Origin of the sequence: Actinomadura sp. NPDC000600, assembly GCF_040492135.1 — a bacterium.
In the GTDB taxonomy this organism is placed as follows: Bacteria; Actinomycetota; Actinomycetes; order Streptosporangiales; family Streptosporangiaceae; genus Spirillospora.
This window is the reverse complement of sequence record NZ_JBEUPD010000016.1, coordinates 14,545-38,290: the sequence shown is the minus strand read 5'-3', so window position 1 is coordinate 38,290 and position 23,746 is coordinate 14,545. Positions and strand designations below refer to the sequence as shown.

20 protein-coding genes and 1 tRNA gene are annotated in these 23,746 nt (G+C 72.9%); 17 read left to right on the top strand and 4 right to left on the bottom strand.

Annotated features, from left to right (window positions below; all coding sequences use genetic code 11):
• Positions 1–22 precede the first annotated feature (22 nt).
• The 13 genes from trpB to ABWI07_RS22995 all read left to right on the top strand — a co-directional run bounded on the left by trpB (position 23) and on the right by ABWI07_RS22995 (position 16,349).
• Positions 23–1,255, top strand: a complete 1,233-nt coding sequence (gene trpB / locus ABWI07_RS23055; protein WP_353819834.1) for a tryptophan synthase subunit beta — start codon at positions 23–25, stop codon at positions 1,253–1,255.
• Positions 1,252–2,064 carry a tryptophan synthase subunit alpha gene (trpA, locus tag ABWI07_RS23050; RefSeq protein WP_353819758.1) on the top strand — a complete coding sequence of 271 codons (813 nt, stop codon included), beginning with the start codon at positions 1,252–1,254 and terminating at the stop codon, positions 2,062–2,064. The genes trpB and trpA overlap by 4 nt, the downstream gene beginning before the upstream one ends.
• A gap of 171 nt (positions 2,065–2,235) precedes the next feature.
• Complete coding sequence (locus ABWI07_RS23045; protein ID WP_353819757.1) at positions 2,236–2,727, top strand: vitamin K epoxide reductase family protein; 492 nt, start codon at positions 2,236–2,238, stop codon at positions 2,725–2,727.
• 59 nt (positions 2,728–2,786) lie between these two features.
• A complete protein-coding gene (locus tag ABWI07_RS23040) occupies positions 2,787–3,563 on the top strand; it encodes a DsbA family protein (protein WP_149257244.1) in 777 nt (258 codons plus the stop codon).
• Positions 3,564–3,708: 145 nt separating this feature from the next.
• The gene (locus ABWI07_RS23035; RefSeq protein WP_353819756.1) at positions 3,709–4,533 is read left to right on the top strand and encodes a DsbA family protein; all 825 of its coding nucleotides are present in this window, start codon (positions 3,709–3,711) and stop codon (positions 4,531–4,533) included.
• Positions 4,534–4,600: 67 nt separating this feature from the next.
• Complete coding sequence (gene lgt / locus ABWI07_RS23030; protein WP_353819755.1) at positions 4,601–6,007, top strand: prolipoprotein diacylglyceryl transferase; 1,407 nt, start codon at positions 4,601–4,603, stop codon at positions 6,005–6,007.
• 11 nt (positions 6,008–6,018) lie between these two features.
• Positions 6,019–6,753, top strand: coding sequence for a VIT1/CCC1 transporter family protein (locus ABWI07_RS23025; protein ID WP_353819754.1), 735 nt, complete (start codon positions 6,019–6,021; stop codon positions 6,751–6,753).
• Positions 6,754–6,822: 69 nt separating this feature from the next.
• Positions 6,823–7,614 carry a hypothetical protein gene (locus ABWI07_RS23020; protein ID WP_353819753.1) on the top strand — a complete coding sequence of 264 codons (792 nt, stop codon included), beginning with the start codon at positions 6,823–6,825 and terminating at the stop codon, positions 7,612–7,614.
• A 52-nt stretch (positions 7,615–7,666) separates the two neighbouring features.
• On the top strand, positions 7,667–8,842 hold the full coding sequence (locus ABWI07_RS23015; protein ID WP_353819752.1) for a hypothetical protein: 1,176 nt from the start codon (positions 7,667–7,669) through the stop codon (positions 8,840–8,842).
• A gap of 408 nt (positions 8,843–9,250) precedes the next feature.
• Positions 9,251–13,822, top strand: a complete 4,572-nt coding sequence (gene gltB, locus ABWI07_RS23010) for a glutamate synthase large subunit (RefSeq protein WP_353819751.1) — start codon at positions 9,251–9,253, stop codon at positions 13,820–13,822.
• An 18-nt stretch (positions 13,823–13,840) separates the two neighbouring features.
• Positions 13,841–15,304, top strand: a complete 1,464-nt coding sequence (locus tag ABWI07_RS23005) for a glutamate synthase subunit beta (protein ID WP_353819750.1) — start codon at positions 13,841–13,843, stop codon at positions 15,302–15,304.
• A gap of 86 nt (positions 15,305–15,390) precedes the next feature.
• Complete coding sequence (locus ABWI07_RS23000) at positions 15,391–15,825, top strand: helix-turn-helix transcriptional regulator (RefSeq protein WP_200841660.1); 435 nt, start codon at positions 15,391–15,393, stop codon at positions 15,823–15,825.
• 71 nt (positions 15,826–15,896) lie between these two features.
• Entirely contained in the window at positions 15,897–16,349 is a 453-nt protein-coding gene (locus tag ABWI07_RS22995) for a VOC family protein (protein ID WP_149257238.1), read from the top strand.
• A gap of 7 nt (positions 16,350–16,356) precedes the next feature.
• Here ABWI07_RS22995 and ABWI07_RS22990 read toward each other — a convergent pair whose 3' ends face one another.
• Entirely contained in the window at positions 16,357–17,784 is a 1,428-nt protein-coding gene (locus ABWI07_RS22990; protein WP_353819749.1) for a pyridoxal phosphate-dependent decarboxylase family protein, read from the bottom strand.
• 289 nt (positions 17,785–18,073) lie between these two features.
• On the opposite strand from ABWI07_RS22990, the gene ABWI07_RS22985 reads away from it, so the two are divergent.
• Positions 18,074–18,934: a hypothetical protein gene (locus tag ABWI07_RS22985; RefSeq protein WP_353819748.1), complete on the top strand. Its 861-nt coding sequence runs from the start codon at positions 18,074–18,076 to the stop codon at positions 18,932–18,934.
• Positions 18,935–18,949: 15 nt separating this feature from the next.
• Here ABWI07_RS22985 and ABWI07_RS22980 read toward each other — a convergent pair whose 3' ends face one another.
• The gene (locus ABWI07_RS22980; RefSeq protein ID WP_353819747.1) at positions 18,950–19,633 is read right to left on the bottom strand and encodes a helix-turn-helix domain-containing protein; all 684 of its coding nucleotides are present in this window, start codon (positions 19,631–19,633) and stop codon (positions 18,950–18,952) included.
• Between the two features lie 108 nt (positions 19,634–19,741).
• Here ABWI07_RS22980 and ABWI07_RS22975 point away from each other — a divergent pair, with 108 nt between their 5' ends.
• Both ABWI07_RS22975 and pyk read left to right on the top strand, forming a co-directional pair.
• A complete protein-coding gene (locus tag ABWI07_RS22975) occupies positions 19,742–20,299 on the top strand; it encodes a type 1 glutamine amidotransferase domain-containing protein (RefSeq protein ID WP_149257234.1) in 558 nt (185 codons plus the stop codon).
• A 109-nt stretch (positions 20,300–20,408) separates the two neighbouring features.
• Entirely contained in the window at positions 20,409–21,839 is a 1,431-nt protein-coding gene (gene pyk / locus ABWI07_RS22970; RefSeq protein ID WP_149257233.1) for a pyruvate kinase, read from the top strand.
• Positions 21,840–21,990: 151 nt separating this feature from the next.
• Here the strand turns inward: pyk and ABWI07_RS22965 are convergent, their stop codons facing one another.
• Positions 21,991–22,716, bottom strand: a complete 726-nt coding sequence (locus ABWI07_RS22965) for a helix-turn-helix domain-containing protein (RefSeq protein WP_353819746.1) — start codon at positions 22,714–22,716, stop codon at positions 21,991–21,993.
• A 208-nt stretch (positions 22,717–22,924) separates the two neighbouring features.
• Positions 22,925–23,008: transfer RNA gene (locus ABWI07_RS22960), tRNA-Leu, on the bottom strand.
• Positions 23,009–23,100: 92 nt separating this feature from the next.
• Between ABWI07_RS22960 and ABWI07_RS22955 the strand changes: the two genes are divergently transcribed.
• The gene (locus ABWI07_RS22955) at positions 23,101–23,703 is read left to right on the top strand and encodes an ANTAR domain-containing response regulator (protein WP_160160842.1); all 603 of its coding nucleotides are present in this window, start codon (positions 23,101–23,103) and stop codon (positions 23,701–23,703) included.
• Positions 23,704–23,746 lie beyond the last annotated feature (43 nt).

Here is a 23,746-nt window from a genome sequence, read left to right as displayed (position 1 = left end):
CCACGACAGGACGCGTTTTCTCATGACCATGGACACCGCCGCGCGCGGTGCTGGAGCCCTGCCCGACGCCACGGGCCACTTCGGCCGCTTCGGCGGGCGGTTCGCCCCCGAGGCCCTCATGGCGGCCCTGGACGAACTCGCCCGCGAGTTCGAGACCGCCAAGAACGACCCCGCCTTCAACGCCGAGATGGAGGACCTCCTCGCGAACTACGCGGGCCGCCCCAGCCTCCTGACGGAGGCCGCGCGCTTCTCCGAGCACGCGGGCGCCCGGGTGCTGCTCAAGCGCGAGGACCTCAACCACACCGGCTCCCACAAGATCAACAATGTGCTCGGCCAGGCCCTGCTCACCAAGCGGATGGGCAAGAGCCGCGTGATCGCCGAGACCGGCGCCGGCCAGCACGGCGTCGCCACCGCCACGGCCGCGGCGCTGCTCGGCCTGAGCTGCACCGTCTACATGGGCGAGGTCGACACCGAGCGGCAGGCCCTCAACGTCGCCCGGATGCGGATGCTCGGCGCCGAGGTCATCCCCGTGCGGACCGGCAGCCGCACCCTCAAGGACGCCTGCAACGAGGCGTTCCGCGACTGGGTCGCCACCGTCGACGACACCCACTACTGCATCGGCTCGGTGATGGGCCCGCACCCGTTCCCGCTGATGGTCCGCGACTTCCAGCGCGTCATCGGCGTCGAGGCCCGGCGGCAGTGCGTGGAGATGACCGGCGCCCTCCCGGACGCCGTCGTCGCCTGCGTCGGCGGCGGCTCCAACGCGATCGGCACCTTCCACGCCTTCGTCGGCGACGAGTCCGTCCGGCTGTACGGCTTCGAGGCGGGCGGCGACGGCGTCGCCACCGGCAAGCACGCCGCGACCCTCGTCGGCGGCTCCCTCGGCGTCATCCACGGCATGCGGACCTACCTGCTGCAGGACGACGACGGCCAGACCATGGAGACCCACTCGATCTCCGCCGGGCTCGACTACCCCGGCGTCGGCCCCGAGCACTCCTGGCTGCACGACACCGGCCGCGCCGAGTACCGCGAGATCACCGACGCCGAGGCGATGGACGCGTTCGCGCTGCTGTGCCGCACCGAGGGCATCATCCCGGCGATCGAGTCCGCGCACGCGCTCGCCGGCGCGCTGAAGGTCGGCAAGGAGCTCGGCCCCGACGCCACGATCGTCGTCTGCCTGTCCGGACGGGGCGACAAGGACATGCACACGGCCGCCGCCTTCTTCGGCCTGATGCCCGAGGGAGAGAACGCGTGACCGTCCAGACCGCCTACGACAAGGCCAAGGCCGACGGGCGCGCCGCCCTCGTCGGCTACCTGCCCGCGGGCTTCCCCACCTACGAGGGCGCCGTCGAGGCCGCCAAGACCATGGTGGACGCGGGCTGCGACGTCATCGAGATCGGCCTGCCCTACACCGACCCGATGATGGACGGCCCCACCATCCAGGACGCCGTCCACCAGGCGCTCGTCGGCGGGATCCGCGTCGCCGACGTCTTCCGCACCGTCGAGGCCGTCGCCGCCACCGGCGTCCCCACCCTCGTCATGACGTACTGGAACCCCGTCGACCACTACGGCGTCGACCGGTTCGCCCGCGACCTCGCCGCCGCCGGCGGCGCCGGCCTGATCACGCCCGACCTCACGCCCGAGGAGGGCGGGGCGTGGCTGGAGGCCTCCGACGCCCACGGCCTCGACCGGGTGTTCCTCGTCGCGCTCAGCTCCACCGACGAGCGCATCGAGACGATCACCCGGGCGTGCCGCGGCTTCGTCTACGCGGCGTCGCTGATGGGCGTCACCGGCGCCCGCTCCGCCCTCGACACCGGCGCCCCGCGCCTGGTGGAGCGGACCCGCGCCGTCCTGGACAAGGCCGGCCGGGACCTGCCCGTCGGCCTCGGCCTCGGCGTCGGAACCGGCGCCCAGGCCGCCGAGGTCGCCGGGTTCGCCGACGGCGTGATCGTCGGTTCGGCGTTCATCCGCCGGCTGCTGGACGCCCCCGACCTCGCCTCCGGGCTCGCCGGGGTCCGGGCGCTCACCGAGGAGCTGGCCGCGGGCGTCCGGCACGGCCGCTGATCGTTCCGGACAGGCCGCGGCGTCCGCGCGGGACCGGCGAAACCCGGCTCCGCGCGGACGCCCGCCCACGTCGCGGGAACTCGGGGCGGTCCGGGCGGAGTTGAAGGCTTGAGGCGCCGCCGCTCTCCAATAGGGTGTGACCGCCGGCACAGGCGGTCGCGGGAGGATCAGATGACGCAAGAGATGACGGCGAAGAGCCGGGCGGGGGCTGCGGAGCAGCCGCTGCCGCCCGCGTGGCTCCAGGCCGCGGCGTGGGTGCTGACCCTCGCCGGCCTCGGCATCTCCGTCTACCTGACGATCTCGCACTACGACGAGGGCGCCCTGGTGTGCTCGGCGTCCCGGACGGTGGACTGCCACGCCGTCACCACCAGCGAGTACTCCACCCTGGCGGGCGTCCCGATGCCGCTGTTCGGCCTCGCGTTCTTCGTGGCGTTCGGCGCGCTGCTGACGCCGTGGGCGCTGCGGTCGACCTGGGCGCCGCTGCGCTGGGGGCGGGTCGCGGCCACCTCGGTGGGCGTGCTGTTCGTGGTCTACCTGGTGACCGTCGAGCTGGCGCTCCTGCACAAGATCTGCCTGTGGTGCACCGGCGTCCACGTCATCACCGTCCTGCTGTTCCTCCTCGTCCTGGCCGACGAATTCCGGCGGGTCGGCCAGGTCGACTAGTCTCGCCGCCGTAGCGCGCCGCACCGTGCCGGCGCTGTTCCGCACGCATAGGAGAACCAATGAGCAAGGCCGCACGAGAGCGGTCCGCGAGGGAGCGCCTGGCCGCCGAGCGCAAGCGGCAGGCGGCGCGGGAGAAGCAGCGGCGGCTGCTCGCCATCGTCCTCGGGTCGGTGGTGGCCGTGGCGGTGATCGTGGTCGCGACCGTCCTCGTCATCGACCAGAAGAACAAGAACGGCCGCGCCGAGGTGCACAAGGGCGCGCTCGCCCCCCTCAGCCGCCAGGCCGACGGCTCCATCCTGATGGCGCAGTCCGGGGTCGCCAAGCCGCAGCTGGAGATCTTCGAGGACTTCCAGTGCCCGATCTGCAAGCAGTTCGAGGAGGCGACCGGCCAGACCGTCCAGAACCTCGCCCAGCAGGGCAAGGTCAAGGTCGTCTACCGGCCGTTCCACCTGTTCGGCCAGCAGAAGGACCCCGTCCGGATCAACTCGCTGCGCGCGGCCGAGGCCGCCCTGTGCGTCCCGGCCGACAAGTGGGTCTCCTACCACGACGCGCTCTTCAAGTTCCAGCCCCCCGAGGGCGAGAAGGGCTTCTCGCCCGACGACCTCGTCAAGTGGGGCAAGGACGTCGGCGTCACCGACCCGAACTTCGAGAAGTGCGTGCGGGACGGGCAGAAGAAGTCCACGGTCGACGCGATGACCAAGTACGCCCTGCAGGACCGCGGCGTCCAGGGCACGCCGACCGTCTTCCTCGACGGCAAGCAGCTCGACCAGTCGCAGTTCATGAACCCCGCCGCCCTGCGGGCGACGATCGAGTCCGCGGCGGCCGCCGCCAAGTGACCGGCCGCGTCCACGACGCCTGAACCCCGAGCGCCGCGCCGTCCCCTCCCGGGCGGCGCGGCGCCGCGTTTTCCCGGCCCGGCACCCCCTTCCCCGCTACGCTCGTAGTCGCTCACGTATACGCAGAGTCACGATCGGGGGATCGATGAGCGACCAGGGCAGGGAGCCGTCCGCGCGCGAGAGGCTCGCGGACCGGCAGGCGCGGGCCGCGGCCCGGCAGCGGCGCCAGAGGATGCTGCTCGTCATCCTCGGCGCCCTCGCCGTGGTCGCGGTCGCGGTCGTGGCGGGCGTCGTCACGCTCAACCGGCACGGCGAGAAGCCGCTGGAGAAGTCCTACCAGGGCGCCCTGGCGCCCGCCGCCCGCCAGCGGGACGGGTCCGTCGCGATGGCGCAGCCGGGCGTCACCGCGCCGGTCCTCGACGTGTGGGAGGACTTCCAGTGCCCCGCCTGCAAGGCGATGGAGGAGCGGATCGGCGCGACGATGAAGCAGCTCGCCGCGGAGGGCAGGCTCAAGGTCGTCTACCGGCCGTTCCAGCTCTTCCAGCAGGACCCGCTGATGGCCAACTCGCGGCGCGCCGCGAACGCCGCCGCCTGCATGCCCGCCGACCACTGGGTCAGGTACCACGACAAGCTCTACGCCGAGCAGCCGCCCGAGGGCGAGACGGGCTTCCCCGACGCGGACCTCATCAGGTGGGCCGAGCAGCTGGGGGTCGCCGACCCGTCCTTCGCCGCCTGCGTCCGCGGCAACCAGAAGATCAAGACGGTGGACCAGGCGAGCGCCCAGGCCGGCCGGGCGGGCGTCGACGCGACCCCCTACCTCGCGCTGAACGGCAAGAAGGTCCGCAACGACGTCCTGGGCTCGCCGGACGACCTCAGGAAGGCCGTCGCGAAGGCCGGCGGCGGCTCTCCAGGGCCGGGAAGCACCCAGTCCAGCGCCGCGTCCGGCGGCGCCGGCGAGGGAACGGCGTAGATGACGATCTCGTAGCGGTCCCGGAGGGGGCGCACACTGCGCCCCGGAGGCGGTAACGTCAACGGTCATGCACCCGGTCGCCTACATACCGAGTCCCTCGCAGGGCGTCTGGCACCTCGGCCCCGTGCCGCTGCGCGCCTACGCCATCATGATCATCCTCGGCATCGTCGCCGCGGTCTGGCTGGGCGAGCGCCGCTGGGCCGCCAAGGGCGGCACGCCCGGCGTGATCATCGACGTGGCCGTGTGGGCGGTGCCGTTCGGCCTCGTCGGCGGGCGGCTCTACCACGTGATCACCGACTACCAGCGCTACTTCGGGGAGAACGGCGACCCGGTCCGGGCGCTGGAGATCTGGAAGGGCGGCCTCGGCATCTGGGGCGCCGTCGCGCTCGGCGCGCTCGGCGCGGTCATCGGCTGCCGGCGGCGCGGGATCTCGGTGCTGGCGCTCGGCGACGCGGTGGCGCCCGGCATCGCGCTCGCGCAGGCGATCGGCCGCTGGGGCAACTACTGGAACCAGGAGCTCTACGGCCGCCCGCTGGACGCCTTCTGGGCCCTGAAGATCGACGAGAACCACCGTCCCATGCTGGACGGCGGGCCCGGCCTCGACCCCAAGTACGCCGACGTCGCCACCTACCACCCGACGTTCCTGTACGAGTCGCTGTGGTGCGTCGGCGTCGCGATCCTCGTGATCTGGGCCGACCGCCGCTACAAGCTCACGCACGGCCGCGCGTTCGCCCTCTACGTCGCCGCCTACACCGTCGGGCGCGGCTGGATCGAGGCCCTGCGCATCGACGACGCCCACCACGTCCTCGGGCTGCGGCTCAACGACTGGACGTCCATCGTCGTCTTCGCCGGCGCGGTCGCCTACCTGTACCTGGCCCGCGGCCGCACCGGCCCGGAGAACGTCGGCGCCCCGGCCGCGGCCGTCGAGGCCGCGCCGTCCGCCGCCGCCCCCGCCGCGGAGGCCTCCGAGGCGGAGGAAGGCGCGCAGGACGCCGCGCCGGAGGACACCACCCCCGCAGATGCGACGGCCGAAGGCGCGACGGCCGCGGACGCGGCGGCCGCGGACGCGACGGCCGCGGACACAGCGGTCGTGGAGGCGGCGCCCGCAGACGCGGCGGTCGAAGACGTGGCGGACCGCGCGGACGAGGAGCCCGCCGCGGAGCCCGCCGCGGAGGACGAAGCGGCGCAGGCCGAGGTCGCGGAGGCCGACGAGCCCGCGGCCGGCGGAGTGGAGCCGGAGGCGGCGACCGTCGAGGAGCCCGAGCCGGAACCCGAGGCCGTCGAGGAGGGCCCCGCGCCCGAGGCGAAGAACGACGCGGCCGCCGAAGGCGCGGCCGAGAGCGGGCCGGAGGCGGCCGCCGGCAACGGCGCCCCCGCCGCCGAGGCCGCGGACGCGGCCGGGGACAATGGGGCTGACGGTGCCGCCGACCACGACCGCGTGGAGAAGGGGGAGCCCGTCAAGGACGGGAAGTAGGAAAGGCCACGGTGTCCGACACAGGGGAGAAGACCGGGGAGCGCGGCGTGCGCCCGGAGCAGCACCACCAGCACCGGGACGTCACCGGCGGCTGGCTGCGGCCCGCGGTGTTCGGAGCGATGGACGGGCTGGTCTCCAACTTCGCCCTGATCGCCGGGGTCGCGGGCGGCCAGGCGACCCAGAAGGTCGTGCTGCTGGCGGGCCTCGCGGGCCTGGCGGCGGGCGCGTTCTCGATGGCGGCGGGGGAGTACATCTCGGTCGCCTCCCAGTCGGAGCTGGCGGAGGCGGAGATCGAGGTGGAGCGGCTGGAGCTCGCCCGCCACCCGGCGGCCGAGCAGCGGGAGCTCGCGGAGGTCTTCGAGGCGCGCGGCGTCGACCCCGAGACCGCCGCCGAGGTCGCGCGGCAGCTGTCCCGCAACCCCGACGAGGCGCTGGAGGTGCACGCCCGGGAGGAGCTCGGGGTGACGCCCGGCGACCTGCCCTCACCGCTGCTGGCGGCGGGCTCGTCGTTCCTGTCGTTCGCGGTCGGCGCGCTGCTGCCGGTGCTGCCGTACCTGCTGGGCGCCACCAGCCTGTGGCCGGCGGCGATCGTCGCGGCCCTCGGGCTCTTCGGCGCCGGGGCGCTGGTGTCGCGGATCACGGCCCGCCCGTGGTGGTTCGGCGGGTCGCGGCAGCTGCTGTTCGGCGCCGCCGCGGCCGTCACCACCTACGGGTTCGGCGCGCTGATCGGAAGCAACGGGATCTAACCCAAGGAATCTGGGCGAAACCACCTTTTGGGCGCGCGAGGGGGACCCGGACCGCTAAGCTCCGGGGCTGTGATCGAGGCTCGTGACTCCGGTTCCGCCGAGGCCGCCGAGGGCCGCCGGCGGGACTTCTGGCCGGCGGAGGACTCCGGCCGCAAGCTCCCCAGTCCCAAGCTGCTGTTTGGCGCGGCCGCCGCGCTGGTCGCGGTGATCGTCGCGGTCGTCGCGGTGGTCCTGCTGATCGGCGGGGGCGAGGAGGCGAAGCCGCAGCAGCGGGCGGTGCCGACTGCCTACGCGCCCGACTACCTCGGCGAGGGCTTCGCCAAGCTCGCCTCCCGGTCGAACGACTCCCGCCCGATCACCGAGGGCGAGGCGTTCTCCGCCAAGACCCTGAAGTCGGGCAAGTACGCGTTCACGCTGGCCGAGTCGAAGCTGAGCTCCGACTGCAAGGAGGCCACCTGGGGCGGCCGGCTGCAGGGCGACCTCGCCAAGTACCAGTGCAGCCAGATCGCCCGCGCCGCCTACGTCAGCGACGACAAGAAGCACGTCGGCCAGTTCGCCGTGATCAACATGGTGAGCGAGGAGGGCGTCAAGCAGGTCCTCCGCGACCTGGAGCCGGCGACCGGCGCGGGCTGGGTGTCCCCGCTGCAGCCGAAGGGCGTCCCCGCGTTCGGACCCGGCTTCACCGCCGCCTACACCAAGACCTACGGCCACTACGCCGTGGTCACCTGGGTGGAGCGCGCCGGTGGCGCGCAGCCCGCCTCGCTCAACGAGATGATCGATGTGAGCCTGGTCATCGAGAACGCCGCCGACTTCCTGTACGGGCGCCTCGACCTGGTCTCCGGCGGGAAGACCGGGCAGTGAGCCGGCCGGGGACGGGCGCGCCGGCGGCCGGCGGCGAGTAGTCTGCGCGGTCGTGGACCCCGATGAGCAGCGCCGCGGCTCCGGGCGGCCCCCGGTGAGCCGCCAGGGCCGCAGGCAGCCCGCCGCGCGCAGGACGGCGCAGTCCCGGGCGGGCGGCCCGCGCCGCACGCCCCCGCCCCGCCGTCCCGCGGCCCGCCGGGAGCGCCCCGCCCCGCCGCCTCCCAGGGCGCCCTACGACGACGTTCCGTACGAGGACTCCTTCCAGGACGACGCGTTCGCCCACGGGGACGCCCACACCGGCGTCCCACCCGAGGGCGACGGCGCCGCCCGCGCCGGGCGGCCGGACAAGCGCGGCAAGGCCCGCCAGGGCAAGGCCCAGCGCGGCAAGGCCCAGCGCGGCAAGGCCGAGCGCGGCAAGCCCAAGGACGCGGGCAGGGCTCCGGGACGCCCCGGAGCGCCGGAGCGCCGGGGCGGCCCGGCACGGCGCGCGGGCGGGCCGGGCCCGAAGCTGTACTTCGCCGCGGCGGCCGTCCTCGGGGTGCTGGTCCTGCTCGGCGCCGCAGCGGTCGTCCTGAGCGGCGACGACGCCCCCGAGTCGAAGGGGCCGACCGGCGCGAGGATCGGACGGGCCGCCGGGACGGGCCCGTCGCCGGCCTCCTACTCCAGTTCGCCGTCCAGCTCCGCCTACGCCGGGATCGCGAACCGCAGCGGAGACCCGCAGCCGCTGACGGTCGGCGAGGCCTTCCCGTCCTCGGCGGCGAAGCTGCCCGTCCCGGACGGGAAGATCGCGGTGAAGCTGCGCGCCAAGCGGCTGGACGCCGACTGCGCCGCCGCCGTGTGGGGCGGGTCCGTCGCCGAGGAGCTCGGCAGGGGCGGCTGTACGCAGGCCGCCCGCGGGATCTACTCCGACACCGAGCACGGGTACGCGCTGGCCGTCGCCGTGTTCAACCTGGCCGGGTCGGCGGACGCCGACCGGTTCGTCGCGAGGCTGGAGACCACGATCGGCGCGGGTTTCGTCCGGCCGCTGGAGGCCCCCGCCCCGCTGGACCGCTTCGGCCGGGGCTTCGGGATGGCGCGGGGCCTCGCGATGGGCCACTTCGCGGTGGTGTCGTGGGCGCAGCGCCTGGACGGCAAGGGCGACGAGAAGGACGAGAACCTGCTGTCGCTGCTGATCGAGGGCGGCAAGGCCCCGGCGGTGCTCGGCCGCGCGGCCCGCGGCACCGGCTGAGGCCCCCGTCCCGCTGAGGCCCGCCCCCGCTCAAGCCCGTCCTGGTCGGGGCTGTTCTGCCAAGGCCCGGCCCGCCCGAGGTCCGGTCCGGCCGGGGCCGGCCCGGTCGAGGCCCGGCCCGGGTTTGGGACGGTGCATTTTTCGGTACGTCTTGGGCGTGACACCGTAAACATCGGGCCCCGGTGATGATCCTCACCGAGGTCACGGCGTTTCGCGGCGGGACCGGGCCGGTAACCTGGTCTAAACCACTCCGAGATGACGCACGTCCGATCGCGCCGACGAAGTTTCGCGATCTGGTGCAGTCGGGCATGATCCCGACAGTGATGTAATGTCATCTCACCGCAGCAGGGCCAACGTCGTCCCGTGCCGCACTGACATCGAAGCAGTGACACGACGACGGGAGGGTTGATGGCTGCTGCTGCCCTCACACCTGATGGCCGTGTACCGGGACGCCCCCAGCCGCAGGGACTGTACGACCCGGCCAACGAGCACGACGCCTGCGGCGTCGGCATGGTCGCCGACCTGCACGGACGCAAGAGCCACGACATCGTCCAGAACGCCCTGGACGTACTGAAGAACCTGGACCACCGGGGCGCCGTCGGCGCGGAGCCCGACGACGGCGACGGGGTCGGCATCCTCGTCCAGATCCCGGACGCGTTCTTCCGCGAGGTCTGCGACTTCCCGCTCCCCGAGGCCGGCGGCTACGCGGCCGGCCTCGCGTTCCTGCCCGCGGACGGCGACGAGCGCGCCGCCGCGGTCGCCCACGTCGAGACGCTGTGCGTGGAGGAGGGCCTCACGGTCCTCGGCTGGCGCGAGCTCCCGCACGACCCCCACTTCACCGGCCCGGCCGCCCGCCGGGTCATGCCGCACTTCGCGCAGCTGTTCCTCTCTCCTGCGGCGGGCGGCCCGCACGAGGGCAAGACCGGCCTGGACCTGGACCGCGCCGTGTTCTGCATGCGCGAGCGCGCCGAGCAGGACGTGCGGGTCTACTTCCCGAGCCTGTCCAGCCGGACGATCGTCTACAAGGGGATGCTGACCACCCCGCAGCTGGAGCCGTTCTTCCCCGACCTGTCGGACCGCCGCTTCACCAGCGCGATCGCGCTGGTCCACTCGCGGTTCTCCACCAACACGTTCCCGGCCTGGGAGCTCGCCCACCCGTACCGGTTCATCGCCCACAACGGCGAGATCAACACCGTGAAGGGCAACCGGAACTGGATGCGGGCCCGCGAGGCGCTGCTGAAGTCCGACCTCCTCCCCGGGGACATCTCCCGGATCTTCCCGGTGATCGACATCGAGGCGTCCGACACCGCGTCGTTCGACGAGTGCCTGGAGCTGCTGCACCTCGGCGGCCGGTCGCTGCCGCACGCGGTGCTGATGATGATCCCGGAGGCGTGGGAGAACCACACCGAGATGGACCCGGCCCGCCGGGCCTTCTACGAGTTCCACTCCACGCTGATGGAGGCGTGGGACGGCCCCGCCAGCGTCAGCTTCACCGACGGCACCGTCGTCGGCGCGGTCCTGGACCGCAACGGGCTGCGCCCGGGCCGGTACTGGGTGACCGACGACGGCCTGGTCGTGCTGGCCAGCGAGGCCGGCGTGCTCGACATCCCCGCCGACAAGGTCGTCCGCAAGGGCCGGCTCCAGCCCGGCAAGATCTTCCTGGTGGACACCGCCGCCGGGCGGATCGTCGAGGACGACGAGGTCAAGGCCGAGCTGGCCGCCGAGCACCCGTACGGGCAGTGGCTGCACGAGGGCCTCGTCCGGTTCGAGGAGCTGCCGCAGCGCGAGCGGGAGATCCCGACCCACGAGACGCTCGTCCGCCGGCAGCAGACGTTCGGCTACACCCTCGAAGAGCAGCGGATCATCCTGTCGCCGATGGCGCGGACGGGCGCGGAGCCGATCGGGTCGATGGGCACCGACACCCCGATCGCGGTGCTGTCGGAGCGCCCGCGGCTGCTGTTCGACTACTTCAAGCAGCTGTTCGCGCAGGTCACGAACCCGCCGCTGGACGCGATCCGCGAGGAGCTCGTCACCTCGCTGCAGTCCACGCTCGGCCCGGAGGGCAACCTGCTGGAGCCCGGCCCGGACTCGTGCCGGCGCCTGGTGCTGCCGACCCCGATCCTGGACAACGACGAGCTCTCCAAGATCATCCACATCGACGACGAGGGGTCGCTGCCGCACCTGGCCGCCTACGTCGTGCACGGCCTGTACGAGGTCGCCGGCGGGGGAGAGGCCCTCCAGGCCCGCCTGCAGGAGATCAACTCCGAGGTCAGCCGGGCCATCGAGGCCGGCGCGCGGATCATCGTGCTGTCGGACCGCGGCGCCGACTCCGCCCGCGCCGCGATCCCGGCGCTGCTGCTGACCGGCGCCGTGCACCACCACCTGATCCGGGAGAAGACCCGCACCCAGGTCGGCCTCGTGATCGAGACGGGCGAGGCCCGCGAGTGCCACCACATGGCGCTGCTCATCGGGTACGGCGCGTCCGCGATCAACCCGTACCTGGCGATCGAGACCGTCGAGGACCTCGTCCGCGGCGGCGTGATCGAGGGCCTGGACCCGGCGAAGGCCGTCCGGAACCTGGTGAAGGCGTACGGCAAGGGCGTCCTGAAGGTCATGTCGAAGATGGGCGTGTCCACGGTCGCGTCCTACACCGGCGCGCAGATCTTCGAGGCGATCGGGCTCGGCGAGGACGTGGTGTCGCGCTGCTTCACCGGCACCACCTCCCGGCTCGGCGGCGTCGGCTTCGACGTGCTGGCCCGCGAGGTCGCCGAGCGGCACGCCCGCGCCTACCCGCCGGGCGGCAACGAGCCGGCGCACCGCACCCTGGAGGTCGGCGGCGAGTACCAGTGGCGCCGCGAGGGCGAGCCGCACCTGTTCAACCCGGACACGGTGTTCAAGCTGCAGCACGCCACCCGCACCCGCCGCTACGAGATCTTCAAGGAGTACACCTCCAAGGTCGACTCGCAGGCCGAGAAGCTGATGACGCTCCGCGGGCTGTTCCGGCTCCGGGAGGGCGACCGGCAGCCGGTGCCGATCGAGGAGGTCGAGCCGGTCTCGGAGATCGTCAAGCGGTTCTCCACCGGCGCGATGTCGTACGGCTCCATCTCGGCGGAGGCGCACGAGACCCTCGCGATCGCGATGAACCGCCTCGGCGGCAAGTCCAACACCGGCGAGGGCGGCGAGGACCCGGCGCGCTTCACCCCGGACGAGAACGGCGACCTGCGGCGCAGCGCGATCAAGCAGGTGGCCTCCGGCCGGTTCGGCGTGACCTCGGAGTACCTCACCAACTCCGACGACATCCAGATCAAGATGGCGCAGGGCGCCAAGCCCGGCGAGGGCGGCCAGCTGCCCGGCCACAAGGTCTACCCGTGGATCGCCAAGACCCGGCACTCCACCCCGGGCGTCGGCCTCATCTCGCCGCCGCCGCACCACGACATCTACTCGATCGAGGACCTCGCGCAGCTCATCCACGACCTGAAGAACGCCAACCCGGCGGCGCGCGTGCACGTCAAGCTCGTCGCCGAGGTCGGGGTCGGCACGGTCGCGGCCGGGGTGTCCAAGGCGCACGCCGACGTGGTGCTCATCTCCGGGCACGACGGCGGCACCGGCGCGTCCCCGCTGACGTCGCTGAAGCACGCCGGCGCGCCGTGGGAGCTCGGCCTCGCCGAGACGCAGCAGACGCTGCTGCTGAACGGGCTGCGCGACCGCATCGTCGTGCAGACCGACGGGCAGATGAAGACCGGCCGGGACGTCGTCGTCGCGGCGCTGCTCGGCGCCGAGGAGTACGGCTTCGCGACCGCGCCGCTGGTGGTGTCGGGCTGCGTCATGATGCGGGTCTGCCACCTGGACACCTGCCCGGTCGGCGTCGCCACCCAGAACCCCGTGCTGCGGCAGCGGTTCACCGGCAAGCCCGAGTTCGTCGTGAACTTCTTCGAGTTCATCGCCGAGGAGGTCCGCGAGTACCTGGCGGCCCTCGGGTTCCGGTCGCTGGACGAGGCGATCGGGCACGTCGAGATGATCGACACCCGCGAGGCGGTCGAGCACTGGAAGGCGGCCGGCCTCGACCTGACCCCGATCCTGCACGTCCCGGAGGTCGCCCCGGGCGGGGCCCTGCACCGCGTCACCGAGCAGGACCACGGGCTGGAGAAGGCCCTGGACAACACGCTCATCCAGCTCGCCGAGGGCGCGATCTCGTTCGGCGACCCGGTGCGGCTGGAGCTGCCGATCCGCAACGTCAACCGGACGGTCGGCACCATGCTCGGCCACGAGGTGACCAAGAAGTGGGGCGGCGGGGGACTCCCCGACGACACCATCGACGTCACCTTCACCGGCTCGGCGGGCAACTCGTTCGGCGCGTTCGTCCCGCGCGGCATCACGCTGCGGCTGGTCGGCGACGCCAACGACTACGTCGGCAAGGGCCTGTCGGGCGGCCGGGTCACGCTGCGCCCCCCGGCGGACGCCGGGTTCGCCGCCGAGGAGCAGATCATCGGCGGCAACGTGATCCTCTACGGCGCCACGTCCGGCGAGCTGTTCGCCCGCGGGGTCGTCGGCGAGCGGTTCTGCGTCCGCAACTCCGGCGCCACCGCCGTCGTCGAGGGCGTCGGCGACCACGCCTGCGAGTACATGACCGGGGGCCGCGCGGTGATCCTCGGACGGACCGGCCGCAACCTCGCGGCCGGCATGTCCGGCGGCATCGCCTACGTCCTGGACCTGGTGCCCGAGCGGGTCAACACCGAGATGGTCGACCTGGAGCCGCTGGACGCCGCGGACACGGACCTCGTCCGGACGCTGACCGAGCGGCACCTGGCCGAGACCGGCTCCGCGGTGGCCCGCCGGCTGCTGGAGGACTGGGACGCCTCCGCCGCCCGCTTCACCAAGATCATGCCGCGCGACTACCGGCGGGTCCTGGACGCCATGGCCAAGGCCGAAGCCGAGGGGCGCGACGTCGACGAGGCCGTCATGGCCGCGGCGCAGGCCTGAGAGAGGGGGACTTCCAACATGGCTGACCCGAAGGGTTTCCTGACCGTCGGGCGGGAGCTCCCGAAGCGCCGCCCGGTCGACGTGCGGATCAAGAGCTGGTCCGAGGTCTACGAGGACTTCGGCACGGACCGGCTGGAGAAGCAGGCGAGCCGCTGCATGGACTGCGGCATCCCGTTCTGCCACCAGGGCTGCCCGCTCGGCAACCTCATCCCCGAGTGGAACGACCTCGTGTACCGCAAGGACTGGCACGAGGCCGTGGAGCGGCTGCACGCCACCAACAACTTCCCGGAGTTCACCGGGAGGCTGTGCCCGGCCCCGTGCGAGAGCGCCTGCGTCCTCGGCATCAACCAGGACCCGGTGACCATCAAGCGGGTCGAGGTCGAGATCATCGACCGGGCGTTCGCGGAGGGCTGGGTGCGCCCGCAGCCGCCGTCCGTCCAGACCGGCAAGCGGGTCGCCGTCGTCGGCTCGGGGCCCGCGGGCCTCGCCGCCGCCCAGCAGCTCACCCGCGCCGGGCACGACGTCACGGTGTACGAGCGCGCCGACCGCGTCGGCGGCCTGCTGCGCTACGGCATCCCCGAGTTCAAGATGGAGAAGCGGCACCTCGACCGGCGCCTCGCCCAGATGCGCGCCGAGGGCACCGCCTTCCGGACCTCGGTGAACGTCGGCGTCGACATCACCGCGGACGACCTGCGCGCGTCCCACGACGCCGTCGTCCTGGCGGGCGGCGCCACCGCCTGGCGGGACCTGCCCGTCCCGGGTCGCGAGCTCAAGGGCGTCTACCAGGCGATGGAGTACCTGCCGCCCTCGAACAAGGTGCAGGAGGGCGACTACGAGGAGTCGCCCATCTCCGCGAAGGGCAAGCACGTCGTCGTCATCGGCGGCGGCGACACCGGCGCCGACTGCATCGGCACCGCGATCCGGCAGGGCGCGGCGTCGGTCACCCAGCTGGAGATCATGCCGCGGCCGCCGCAGGCGCGCCCCGACGGCCAGCCGTGGCCGACGTACCCGATGCTGTTCAAGGTGGAGAGCGCCCACGAGGAGCTCGCCGACATGGGCGGCGACCGCGTCTACGCCGTGTCCACCACCGAGTTCGTGGGCGACGCCGACGGCAACGTCCGCGCGCTGAGGCTCGTGGAGGTCGGCGGCCCGCAGACCGGGTTCGCGCCCGTCGAGGGCACCGAGCGGGAGATCCCCGCCGAGCTGGTCACGCTCGCCATGGGCTTCCTCGGCCCGCAGCGCGAGGGCCTGCTGGAACAGCTCGGCGTCGAGCTGGACCAGCGCGGCAACGTGGTCCGCGACAGCGACTACCGGACGTCCGTGGACGGCGTGTTCGCCGCGGGCGACATGGGCCGCGGCCAGTCCCTGATCGTCTGGGCCATCGCCGAGGGCCGCGCCGCCGCGCACGGGGTCGACGCCTACCTCGGCGGCCGGACGAACCTGCCGTACCCGATCCCGCCGACGGCGCGCCCGATCGCCTGACCCGGGCGGCGGCGAGGCCCTGGAGGACCTCCTCCGGGCCTCGCCGCCCGCGGGTTCTGTCCGGGCGGTATGCCAGCATCAGGCCCATGGGAAACGTTCGGGTGGAAGCGCCGCCCGTCCTGGACACCGCCGTCCTGCGGCGGATGAGGCTCGCCCGCGACGCCATGGACCGCGAGTGGGCCGAGCCGCTGGACGTCTCCGCCGTCGCGGCCCGCGCCGGGTACTCGCGCTACCACTTCGTCCGGCTGTTCCGCGAGGTCTACGGCGAGACGCCCGGCGCCTACCTCACCCGCCGCCGCATCGAACGCGCACAGGACCTGCTGCGCACCGCCAACCTGACCGTCACCGAGATCTGCATGCAGGTCGGCTTCACCAGCCTCGGCACGTTCTGCACCCGCTTCAAGCAGCAGACCGGGACGACTCCCACCGAGTTCCGCAGGCGCGCCCGCGCCGGCGCCACCTCCGCCATCCCCGGATGCTTCGTGATGTTCTGGGCTGGCGGCTTTCGCAAGCAGCAATAACGAAGAAGCCCGGGCCTCCTGCCGCGCCCTAGCGTGAACGCATCGACCCTGTTCCCGAAGGAGACACCGGCATGATCACCAACCTCGGGCTGGCCACCGTCTGGGTGCTCGACCAGGACTCGGCCAAGAAGTTCTTCACCGACAAGCTCGGCCTGGAGGTCCGCGACGACATGACGCTCGGCGAGGGCGGGATGCGCTGGATCACCGTCGGCGCCAAGGACCAGCCCGAACTGAGCCTCGCCCTCATGGTCCCCGGCCCGCCCACCATGGACCCCGACTCCGCCGCCCAGATGAGGGCCCTCATCGCCAAGGGCGTCCTTGGCGCGGGCGCCTTCAACACCGACGACTGCCAGGCCGAGTACGAGCGGCTGTCGGCCCGGGGCGTCGAGTTCGTCCACCCGCCCCAGAAGCGCCCGTACGGGATCGAGGCGATCTTCCGGGACGACTCCGGGTGCTGGTTCAGCCTCACCCAGACCTTCGACGAGCTCGACGAGAGCGCCCCTTGGCCCGGCGACGAGGGCTGAGCGGCCCTCACCCGGCGAGGCGGGCGCCGAGTTCCCGGAGCACGTCCACGAGCCGCTCCACGTCGGCCTTCGTCGTCCGCCAGTTCACCGGCGCCGGACGGAACACCGTCATGCCCCGGTAGGTGGTGGTGCCCGCGTAGACGCGGCCGTCCGCGAGCAGGGCCTCGCCCAGGCGCGCGTTCAACTCGTCCAGACGCTCCTCCGGGACGCCCTCGGGGCGGTACCGGAAGCACGCGATGCAGAGCTGCACCGGCGCGAGCAGCTCCAGGTCGGGCGCCGCCTCGACGAGCCCGCCCAGATGGGCGGACACGTCGAGGTGGCGCTCCACCATCTCCCGGTACCCGTCCCGCCCGTACGCCCGCAGCGTCGCCCAGATCGGCAGCGCCCGCGCGCGGCGGGACGACTCCGGGCCCAGCATGTTGTAGTTGACCCGCTCGCCGTCGGGGTCCGGCAGGTACGCCGCGCCCCACGCGCCGAACGCGCGGCTCAGCCACGCCGGGTCCCGGACGAAGGAGAACCCGCTCTCGTACGGCACGTTCAGCCACTTGTGGCCGTCCGCCGTCACCGAGTCCGCCCGCTCGACACCGCGCGCGAGATGCGCCGTCCGCGGGCTGAGCGCCGCGAACAGCCCGAACGCGCCGTCCACGTGGAGCCACGCCCCGTGCCGCTCCGCGAGGTCCGCCAGCTCGGCGACCGGGTCGCTGTCGCCGGTGTTCACCTCGCCGAGATTCGCCACGACGACCGCGCGCCCGCCCGCCTCGGCCAGCGCGGCGTCCATCGCCGCGAGATCGACCCGCCCCGCGTCGTCGCGGGCGAACGTCCGGACGGTGTCGCGGCCGCAGCCCAGGATCTGCAGCGCCTTGCGGGTGCTGACGTGCACCAGCCCGCTGCTGAGCACCGGCATCGCCGGCAGCCCCGCCAGGCCCTGCGACGCGACGTCCACGCCGTGCTCGGCCGCCCACCAGTGCCGCGCGCACGCCAGGCCCGTCACGTGCGCGAACGTGGCGCTCGGCGTCAGCACGCCGCCGAATCCCGGCGGCAGGCCGAACAGCTCCTTCAGCCAGCGCAGCACGACCGTCTCCGCCCGCGCCGCCAGCGGCGACGTCAGCCACAGCCCGGCGGCCTGGTCCAGCAGCGACGCCGCCCAGTCGCCCGCCATCGCCGCCGGCGTCGACCCGCCCACCACGAAATGGAAGAACCGCGGCCCCGACGAGTGCGTCGCCGCCCGGGTGCCGACCCGCACCAGCCGCTCGACCGCGGCCACCGCGCCGTCCCCCCGCTCGGGCAGCGGCCCGTCGAGCTCGTCCAGCAGCGGGTCCATCGACCGGTCGTGGACGGGACGGTCCGGCAGGCTCGCCAGGTACGGTCCCGCCGCCCGGGCCACCACCGCGAGCGGGTCACCGGCCACGTCATGTTCGTCCAGCGGATCACTCATGGCGCAAGGAGATCACAGACACGGTCCCGCCGGGAACGCCCGATGGTTCGGAAAGGGGCGACTTGTGGTCTTCGCGCTGGTCGGCTACGGTCCCGCCAGGGTTCGCCCCGCGGCGGCCGGGCGCCTCCGCGGCTCCCTCCGCGCCCCCGGCGACCACCCCGGGGCCGCTCGCTCCCGCACCCCGCGACGCGGGACCTCAGGGGCCCGGCCACCCACCGCTGGGGTGGCCGGGCCCACCGCGTCCGATTCCTACAAGACGCGCGCCCCTCTCCCGCCTAGCGTCGGAACCATGAAGGTCCTGCACGGAACCGGCCTCGCGCGCGCCGCGGAGTTCATGCGCCTCAACGCCCGCCTCATCGACCGGCACCGCTTCGCCCTCCACTTCCGCGGCGGCCCCGCCGCGCCCGTCCTCGCCGCCCTCAGGGCCTACGAGAACCCCGACGGCGGATACGGGCACGCCCTGGAACCCGACCTGCGCGGCGAGGACAGCCAGCCCGTCCCCGCCCAGCACGCCCTGCAGTTCCTCCACGAGGCCGGCGCCGACGACGACCCCGCCGTCACGCGCGTCGCCGGCTACCTGGCCTCCATCACCACCGCCGGCGGGGGAGTGCCCTTCGTCCTGCCGACCGTCCGCGACGCGCCCCACGCCCCCTGGTGGCAGACCCCCGACGACCCGCCCGGCACCATCAACCCCACCGCGACCCTCGCCGGCATGCTCCACCGCGCCGGCGCCGACCACCCGTGGCTCGGACCCGCCACCGACTTCTGCTGGCGCTACCTGGAGGCCCCAGGCGCCGAACCCGGCGCCTACGACGTCCTCGCCGTGCTGACCTTCCTCGACCACGTCCCCGACCGCGACCGCGCGGAGGCCACCTTCGCCCGCGTCCGCGACCTCCTCGCCGCCCACGCCCGCAGCGACCACCAGGAACCCCTCGACTTCGCCCCCGACCCCGGCGGCCACGGGCGCCGCCTCTTCGACACCGACCGCATCGACGCCTGCCTGGACGCCCTCGTCGACGAGCAGGGCGACGACGGCGGCTGGGACGTCGCCTTCCCCATCTGGACGCCCGTCACCCGTCCCGAATGGCGCGGCTTCGTCACCGTCGAACGCCTCAGGACCCTGCGCGCCTACGGGCGCCTCAAGCCCTGACCGGGCCGGAAGCGGTCACAGCAGGTTGCGGACGGGCTCGCCCGCCAGGTCCCGCACCTCGTGGGCGAAATGGGCCTGGTCGGCGTAACCCGCCGCGAACGCGGCCTCCGCCAGCGGCGACCCCGCCCGCGCCAGGCCCAGCGCCCGCTGGAACCGCAGCACCCGCTGCAGCGTCTTCGGCCCGTACCCGAACGCCGCCAGCGACCGCCGCCGCAACTGCCGCTCACCGATCCCGAGCGCGTCCGCCACCCCCCGGACCGAACCCCTCGCCAGGCCCGCGACCACCCCGGCGACGAACGGATCCGCGGGCCCCATCCGCTCCCGCACGGCCGCTACCAGCGCACCCCGGCGATCGTCCGCCGCCGCCACGGCCTCCGCCAGCCGGTCGGCCTCCCCGCCCCACAGCTCCCGCAGCGGCACCCGCCCGTCCCGGAGCGCGTCGGCAGGGACGCCCAGCACCGGCGGCGCCGTCCCCGGCGCGAACCGCACCGCCGCGATCTCCTCGCCCGGCCGCACGACCGCCGGCATCGGGCCCGTGTCCGGACCCGCCACCAGGATCCCGCCGCCCGCCCAGACGAGGTCCACGCAGCCGTCCGGGAGCACGCGCTGGACGAACGGCTCGGCGTCCGGCGGCAGCGCCGCCGTCCACGAGCAGGCCAGGCCCGGCGTCCGGTACTCGCGATAGCCCGTGGGGTTCACCCCTCCTGCATACCACCCGCGTGCGCGGAGCCTGCATACCGCCCGCGTTCCCGGGCAGGGGCCACAGAGCCGACTTGACCGACCCCATCGGCTCAAATGGAGGAGACCATGCCTAACAACGATCTTCAGGGCAAGACCATCGCCTTCCTGTGCGCCCCCGAGGGCACCGAGCAGATCGAACTGACCGAGCCTTGGAAGGCCGTGGAGCAGGCCGGCGCCACCCCGCGCCTGGTCTCCACGCAGTCCGGCCGCCTCCAGGCCTTCAACCACCTGGACAAGGGCGACACCTTCCCCGTCGACACCACCGTCGACGTCTCCCGGCACACCGAGTTCGACGGCCTCGTCCTGCCCGGCGGCGTCGCCAACCCCGACTTCCTGCGCACCGACCCCGACGCCGTCGCGTTCGCCCGGTCCTTCTTCGACGCGGGCAAGCCCGTCGCCGTGATCTGCCACGCCTCCTGGACCCTCATCGAGGCCGACGTCGTCCGGGGCCGGACCATGACGTCCTGGCCGAGCCTGCGGACCGACCTGCGCAACGCGGGGGCGACCTGGGTGGACGAGGAGGTCCAGATCTGCGAGGACGGCCCCAACGTCCTGGTCAGCAGCCGCAAGCCCGACGACCTCAAGGCGTGGTGCCAGGCCGCCGTGGAGGCGTTCAAGCGGTGACGCGGCCACATGTGGTCTAGACCTCTGACCTAGACCACTGGGTGAACCCCGGGGGACCATATCCTGCACGAATATCCGTACCGGCAAGTAACTAAGTACGGTTGTGCACGTGACCCGTCGAGCGAAGATCGTCAGCACCATCGGTCCGGCCTGCTCCAGCACCGAGCAGATCCACGCCCTCGTCGAAGCCGGCATCGACGTCGCCCGCCTCAACATGAGCCACGGCGAGCACGCCGTCCACGAAGAGGTCTACCACCGGATCCGCGCCGCCGCCGACGCCACCGGGCGCGGCGTCGGCATCCTCGCGGACCTGCAGGGCCCCAAGATCCGCATCGGGCGCTTCCCCGACGGTCCCGTACGGCTCACCCTCGGCGACGAGTTCACCATCACCACCGACGACGTCCCCGGCACCCGCCGCGAGGTGTCCACCACCTACGAGGGGCTGCCGGGCGACGTCAGCCCCGGCGACACCGTCCTCATCGACGACGGCCGCGTCGCCCTCAAGGTCACCTCCGTCGACGGCCCCCGCGTCAACACCACGGTCACCGTCGGCGGCATGGTGTCCGACAACAAGGGCCTCAACCTCCCCGGCGTCCCGGTCAGCGTCCCCGCCCTCACCGAGAAGGACGAGCGCGACCTGCGCTGGGCCCTGCGCCTCGGCGTCGACCTCGTCGCCCTCTCCTTCGTCCGCACCCCCGCCGACGCCGACATCTGCTACCAGATCATGGAGGAGGAGGGCGTCCGCGTCCCCCTCATCGGCAAGATCGAGAAGCCCCAGGCCGTCGAGCGGCTCCCCGAGATCGTCGCCGCCTTCGACGGCATCATGGTGGCCCGCGGCGACCTCGGCGTCGAGATGCCCCTCGAACAGGTGCCCATCGTCCAGAAGCGCGCCATCGAGCTGTGCCGCGAGAAGGCCCGCCCGGTCATCGTCGCCACCCAGATGCTCGAATCCATGATCTCCGCGCCCCGCCCCACCCGCGCCGAGACCTCCGACGTCGCCAACGCCGTCTTCGAGGGCGCCGACGCCGTCATGCTCTCCGGCGAGACCAGCGTCGGCCAGTACCCCATCGAGTCCGTCCTCACGATGAGCCGCATCGTGCAGACCGCCGAGCAGGCCTCCCTCCAGGCCACCCACACCCTCGAGCGGATGCCTGAGACCGTCGGCGGCGCCATCGCCCGCGCCGCCGCCGAGGTCGGCGCGATCGTCGGCGCCGAGGCCCTCGCCGCCTTCACCATGTCCGGCGAGACCGCCCGGCGCCTGTCCCGCTACCGCTCGCCCATCCCGCTGCTCGCCTTCACCTCCGTGCCCGCCGTCCGCGGGAGGCTGGCGCACGTCTGGGGCGTCGAGACCTTCATCGTCCCCCAGGTCGACCACACCGACGCCATGTTCCGCCAGGTCGAGCAGGCCCTCCTCGAAATCGGCCGCTGCCAGAAGGGCGACAAGGTCGTCGTCGTCGCCGGCTCGCCCCCCGGCACGCCCGGCTCGACGAACGCCCTCCGCGTCCACAGCCTCGGCGACGCCATCGCCATCCCGCACTGACCACCATCCTGCCGGGCACCGCGCGACCCGCACCCCGCGCGGTGCCCGGCTCCTCCCACGGCCCCTGCACGGCCGGTCCCAGAACCTTGCCCACCGGGCACTAATCACCGCCCGGTCTCATTTCCACGACGCTCCGGAAACCCGCGCACCCTCAGTACTTCGGCCCGACGAACCCGTCCAGCCGCGCCACCGCCTCCCTCTTCGCGACCGAGACGTTCCGCGCGTTCATCTGCGTCCACTCGACCCCGAGCCGGTCCAGCGCACCGGTGAACATCCTCTGGATGTCCAGCGACACGTTGGCGAAGTTGTAGCGGGGGTACTCGTACCATCGGTCCCCGCCTCGGAGACGCTTGCGCACCCGGTTGATGACCCGGCACCCGTCCGAGTGGATCAGTCCGCGGACGAACTCCTCCGTGCGCGCGTCGACGATCTCCCGCTGCCACCCCTCCAGCTCGATCTTCCGGGTGTGCTTCGCCCCAGGCCCGTGCTGGGGGAACAGGCAGGGCCAGTGCTTGGAGTTCTGGCGGCGCCCGACTCGCGACGACAGGACTGTCCCCACTGCCTCGGCCGCCGCGTCGATCAAGCCCGGCCACGCGTCGGAACAGGCAATCTCCAGCCGGTAGACGCCGTTGTGCTGCCGGGCGAGATGCCCATCTCCGAGATAGAGACCGAGAAGGTAGGAGTAGGCCGCGGGATCGACCGCCCGGTCGTGGCACCGGGGGCATAAAGGAGGGGTGCGGCTCGCGGCCTTTTCGGGATGTTTCTTCCAGTAGCCCAGTGTGGATTTGGGGACGCCGGTCTGGCGGTGGACCTCGGCGATGGTGAACCCTGCGGCCAGCAGGCGTAGCGCCACTGGGCGCTGTCGCGGATCGTACATGGCCGCAGTCTTGCGGCCACCACCGACAGTTCTGCCTTGATCACTCCCTGTGGAGGTCATGGGTGGCTTCTGCCGCTGATATCAACCGTCGCCTTGCGAAAGGACGGAGTTCTCCCGATGGTGCGTTGCCTGCGGTAGAGGCGCCACCTCGATGCGGCAACGCCCCCAGCGTGATGCTTGGGGGCGAGGAGAAGTGCTCGCACATGGGTACCGGGAGCGGGATTCGAACCCGCACGCCCTTTCGGACAAATCCTTTTGAGGGATTCGTGTCTACCTGTTCCACCATCCCGGCATTTATCCGGACATGTCCCTTTCTTGCCCGGTCGGTCTCCCTGGTGTGGGGCGACGGGGACCAGGGTAGCGGGTTTCGGTAGGCTCGGGGGCGTGGAGAGTGCTCGGCGAGTTGTGATCGCGGAAGACGAGGCCCTGATCAGGCTGGACCTGAAGGAGATGCTTCAGGAGGACGGCTACGACGTGGTCGGGGAGGCCGGTGACGGTGAGACGGCCGTCCGGCTAGCAGGGGAGCTGAAGCCCGATCTCGTGATCCTCGACGTGAAGATGCCGGTGCTGGACGGCATCTCGGCGGCCGAGCGGATCTCCGCCGAGCGGATCGCGCCGGTGGTGATCCTCACGGCGTTCTCCCAGCGCGAGCTCGTCCAGCGGGCGACCGAGGCGGGCGCGATGGCCTACCTCGTCAAGCCGTTCTCCAAGACCGACCTGACGCCGGCGATCGAGATGGCGGTGAGCCGGTACACCGAGCTGCGCGCGCTGGAGGCCGAGGTCGCGGGCCTGCAGGACCGGCTGGAGACCCGCAAGGTGGTCGACCGGGCGAAGGGGCTGCTGCAGCAGGCGCACGGGTGGTCCGAGCCGGAGGCGTTCCGGTGGATCCAGAAGACCTCGATGGACCGGCGGCTCACGATGCGGGCCGTCGCCGAGGCGGTCGTCGCGGGCGCCTCCGGAGGTCAGGACGAGTCCGCCGCGGGCTGACCCCTCGGCGCCGTCGCATCCCGGGTTTGTCAAGGTCCAAAGC

Excerpts from the sequence above, each read along its gene's own strand:
- trpB (WP_353819834.1), top strand. The coding sequence starts at position 23 with ATGACCATGGACACCGCCGCGCGCGGTGCTGGAGCCCTGCCCGACGCC.
- ABWI07_RS23045 (WP_353819757.1), top strand. The coding sequence starts at position 2,236 with ATGACGCAAGAGATGACGGCGAAGAGCCGGGCGGGGGCTGCGGAGCAG.
- ABWI07_RS23040 (WP_149257244.1), top strand. The coding sequence starts at position 2,787 with ATGAGCAAGGCCGCACGAGAGCGGTCCGCGAGGGAGCGCCTGGCCGCC.
- ABWI07_RS23035 (WP_353819756.1), top strand. The coding sequence starts at position 3,709 with ATGAGCGACCAGGGCAGGGAGCCGTCCGCGCGCGAGAGGCTCGCGGAC.
- lgt (WP_353819755.1), top strand. The coding sequence starts at position 4,601 with ATGCACCCGGTCGCCTACATACCGAGTCCCTCGCAGGGCGTCTGGCAC.
- gltB (WP_353819751.1), top strand. The coding sequence starts at position 9,251 with ATGGCTGCTGCTGCCCTCACACCTGATGGCCGTGTACCGGGACGCCCC.
- ABWI07_RS23005 (WP_353819750.1), top strand. The coding sequence starts at position 13,841 with ATGGCTGACCCGAAGGGTTTCCTGACCGTCGGGCGGGAGCTCCCGAAG.
- ABWI07_RS23000 (WP_200841660.1), top strand. The coding sequence starts at position 15,391 with ATGGGAAACGTTCGGGTGGAAGCGCCGCCCGTCCTGGACACCGCCGTC.
- ABWI07_RS22995 (WP_149257238.1), top strand. The coding sequence starts at position 15,897 with ATGATCACCAACCTCGGGCTGGCCACCGTCTGGGTGCTCGACCAGGAC.
- ABWI07_RS22990 (WP_353819749.1), bottom strand. The coding sequence starts at position 17,784 with ATGAGTGATCCGCTGGACGAACATGACGTGGCCGGTGACCCGCTCGCG.
- ABWI07_RS22985 (WP_353819748.1), top strand. The coding sequence starts at position 18,074 with ATGAAGGTCCTGCACGGAACCGGCCTCGCGCGCGCCGCGGAGTTCATG.
- ABWI07_RS22975 (WP_149257234.1), top strand. The coding sequence starts at position 19,742 with ATGCCTAACAACGATCTTCAGGGCAAGACCATCGCCTTCCTGTGCGCC.
- ABWI07_RS22965 (WP_353819746.1), bottom strand. The coding sequence starts at position 22,716 with ATGTACGATCCGCGACAGCGCCCAGTGGCGCTACGCCTGCTGGCCGCA.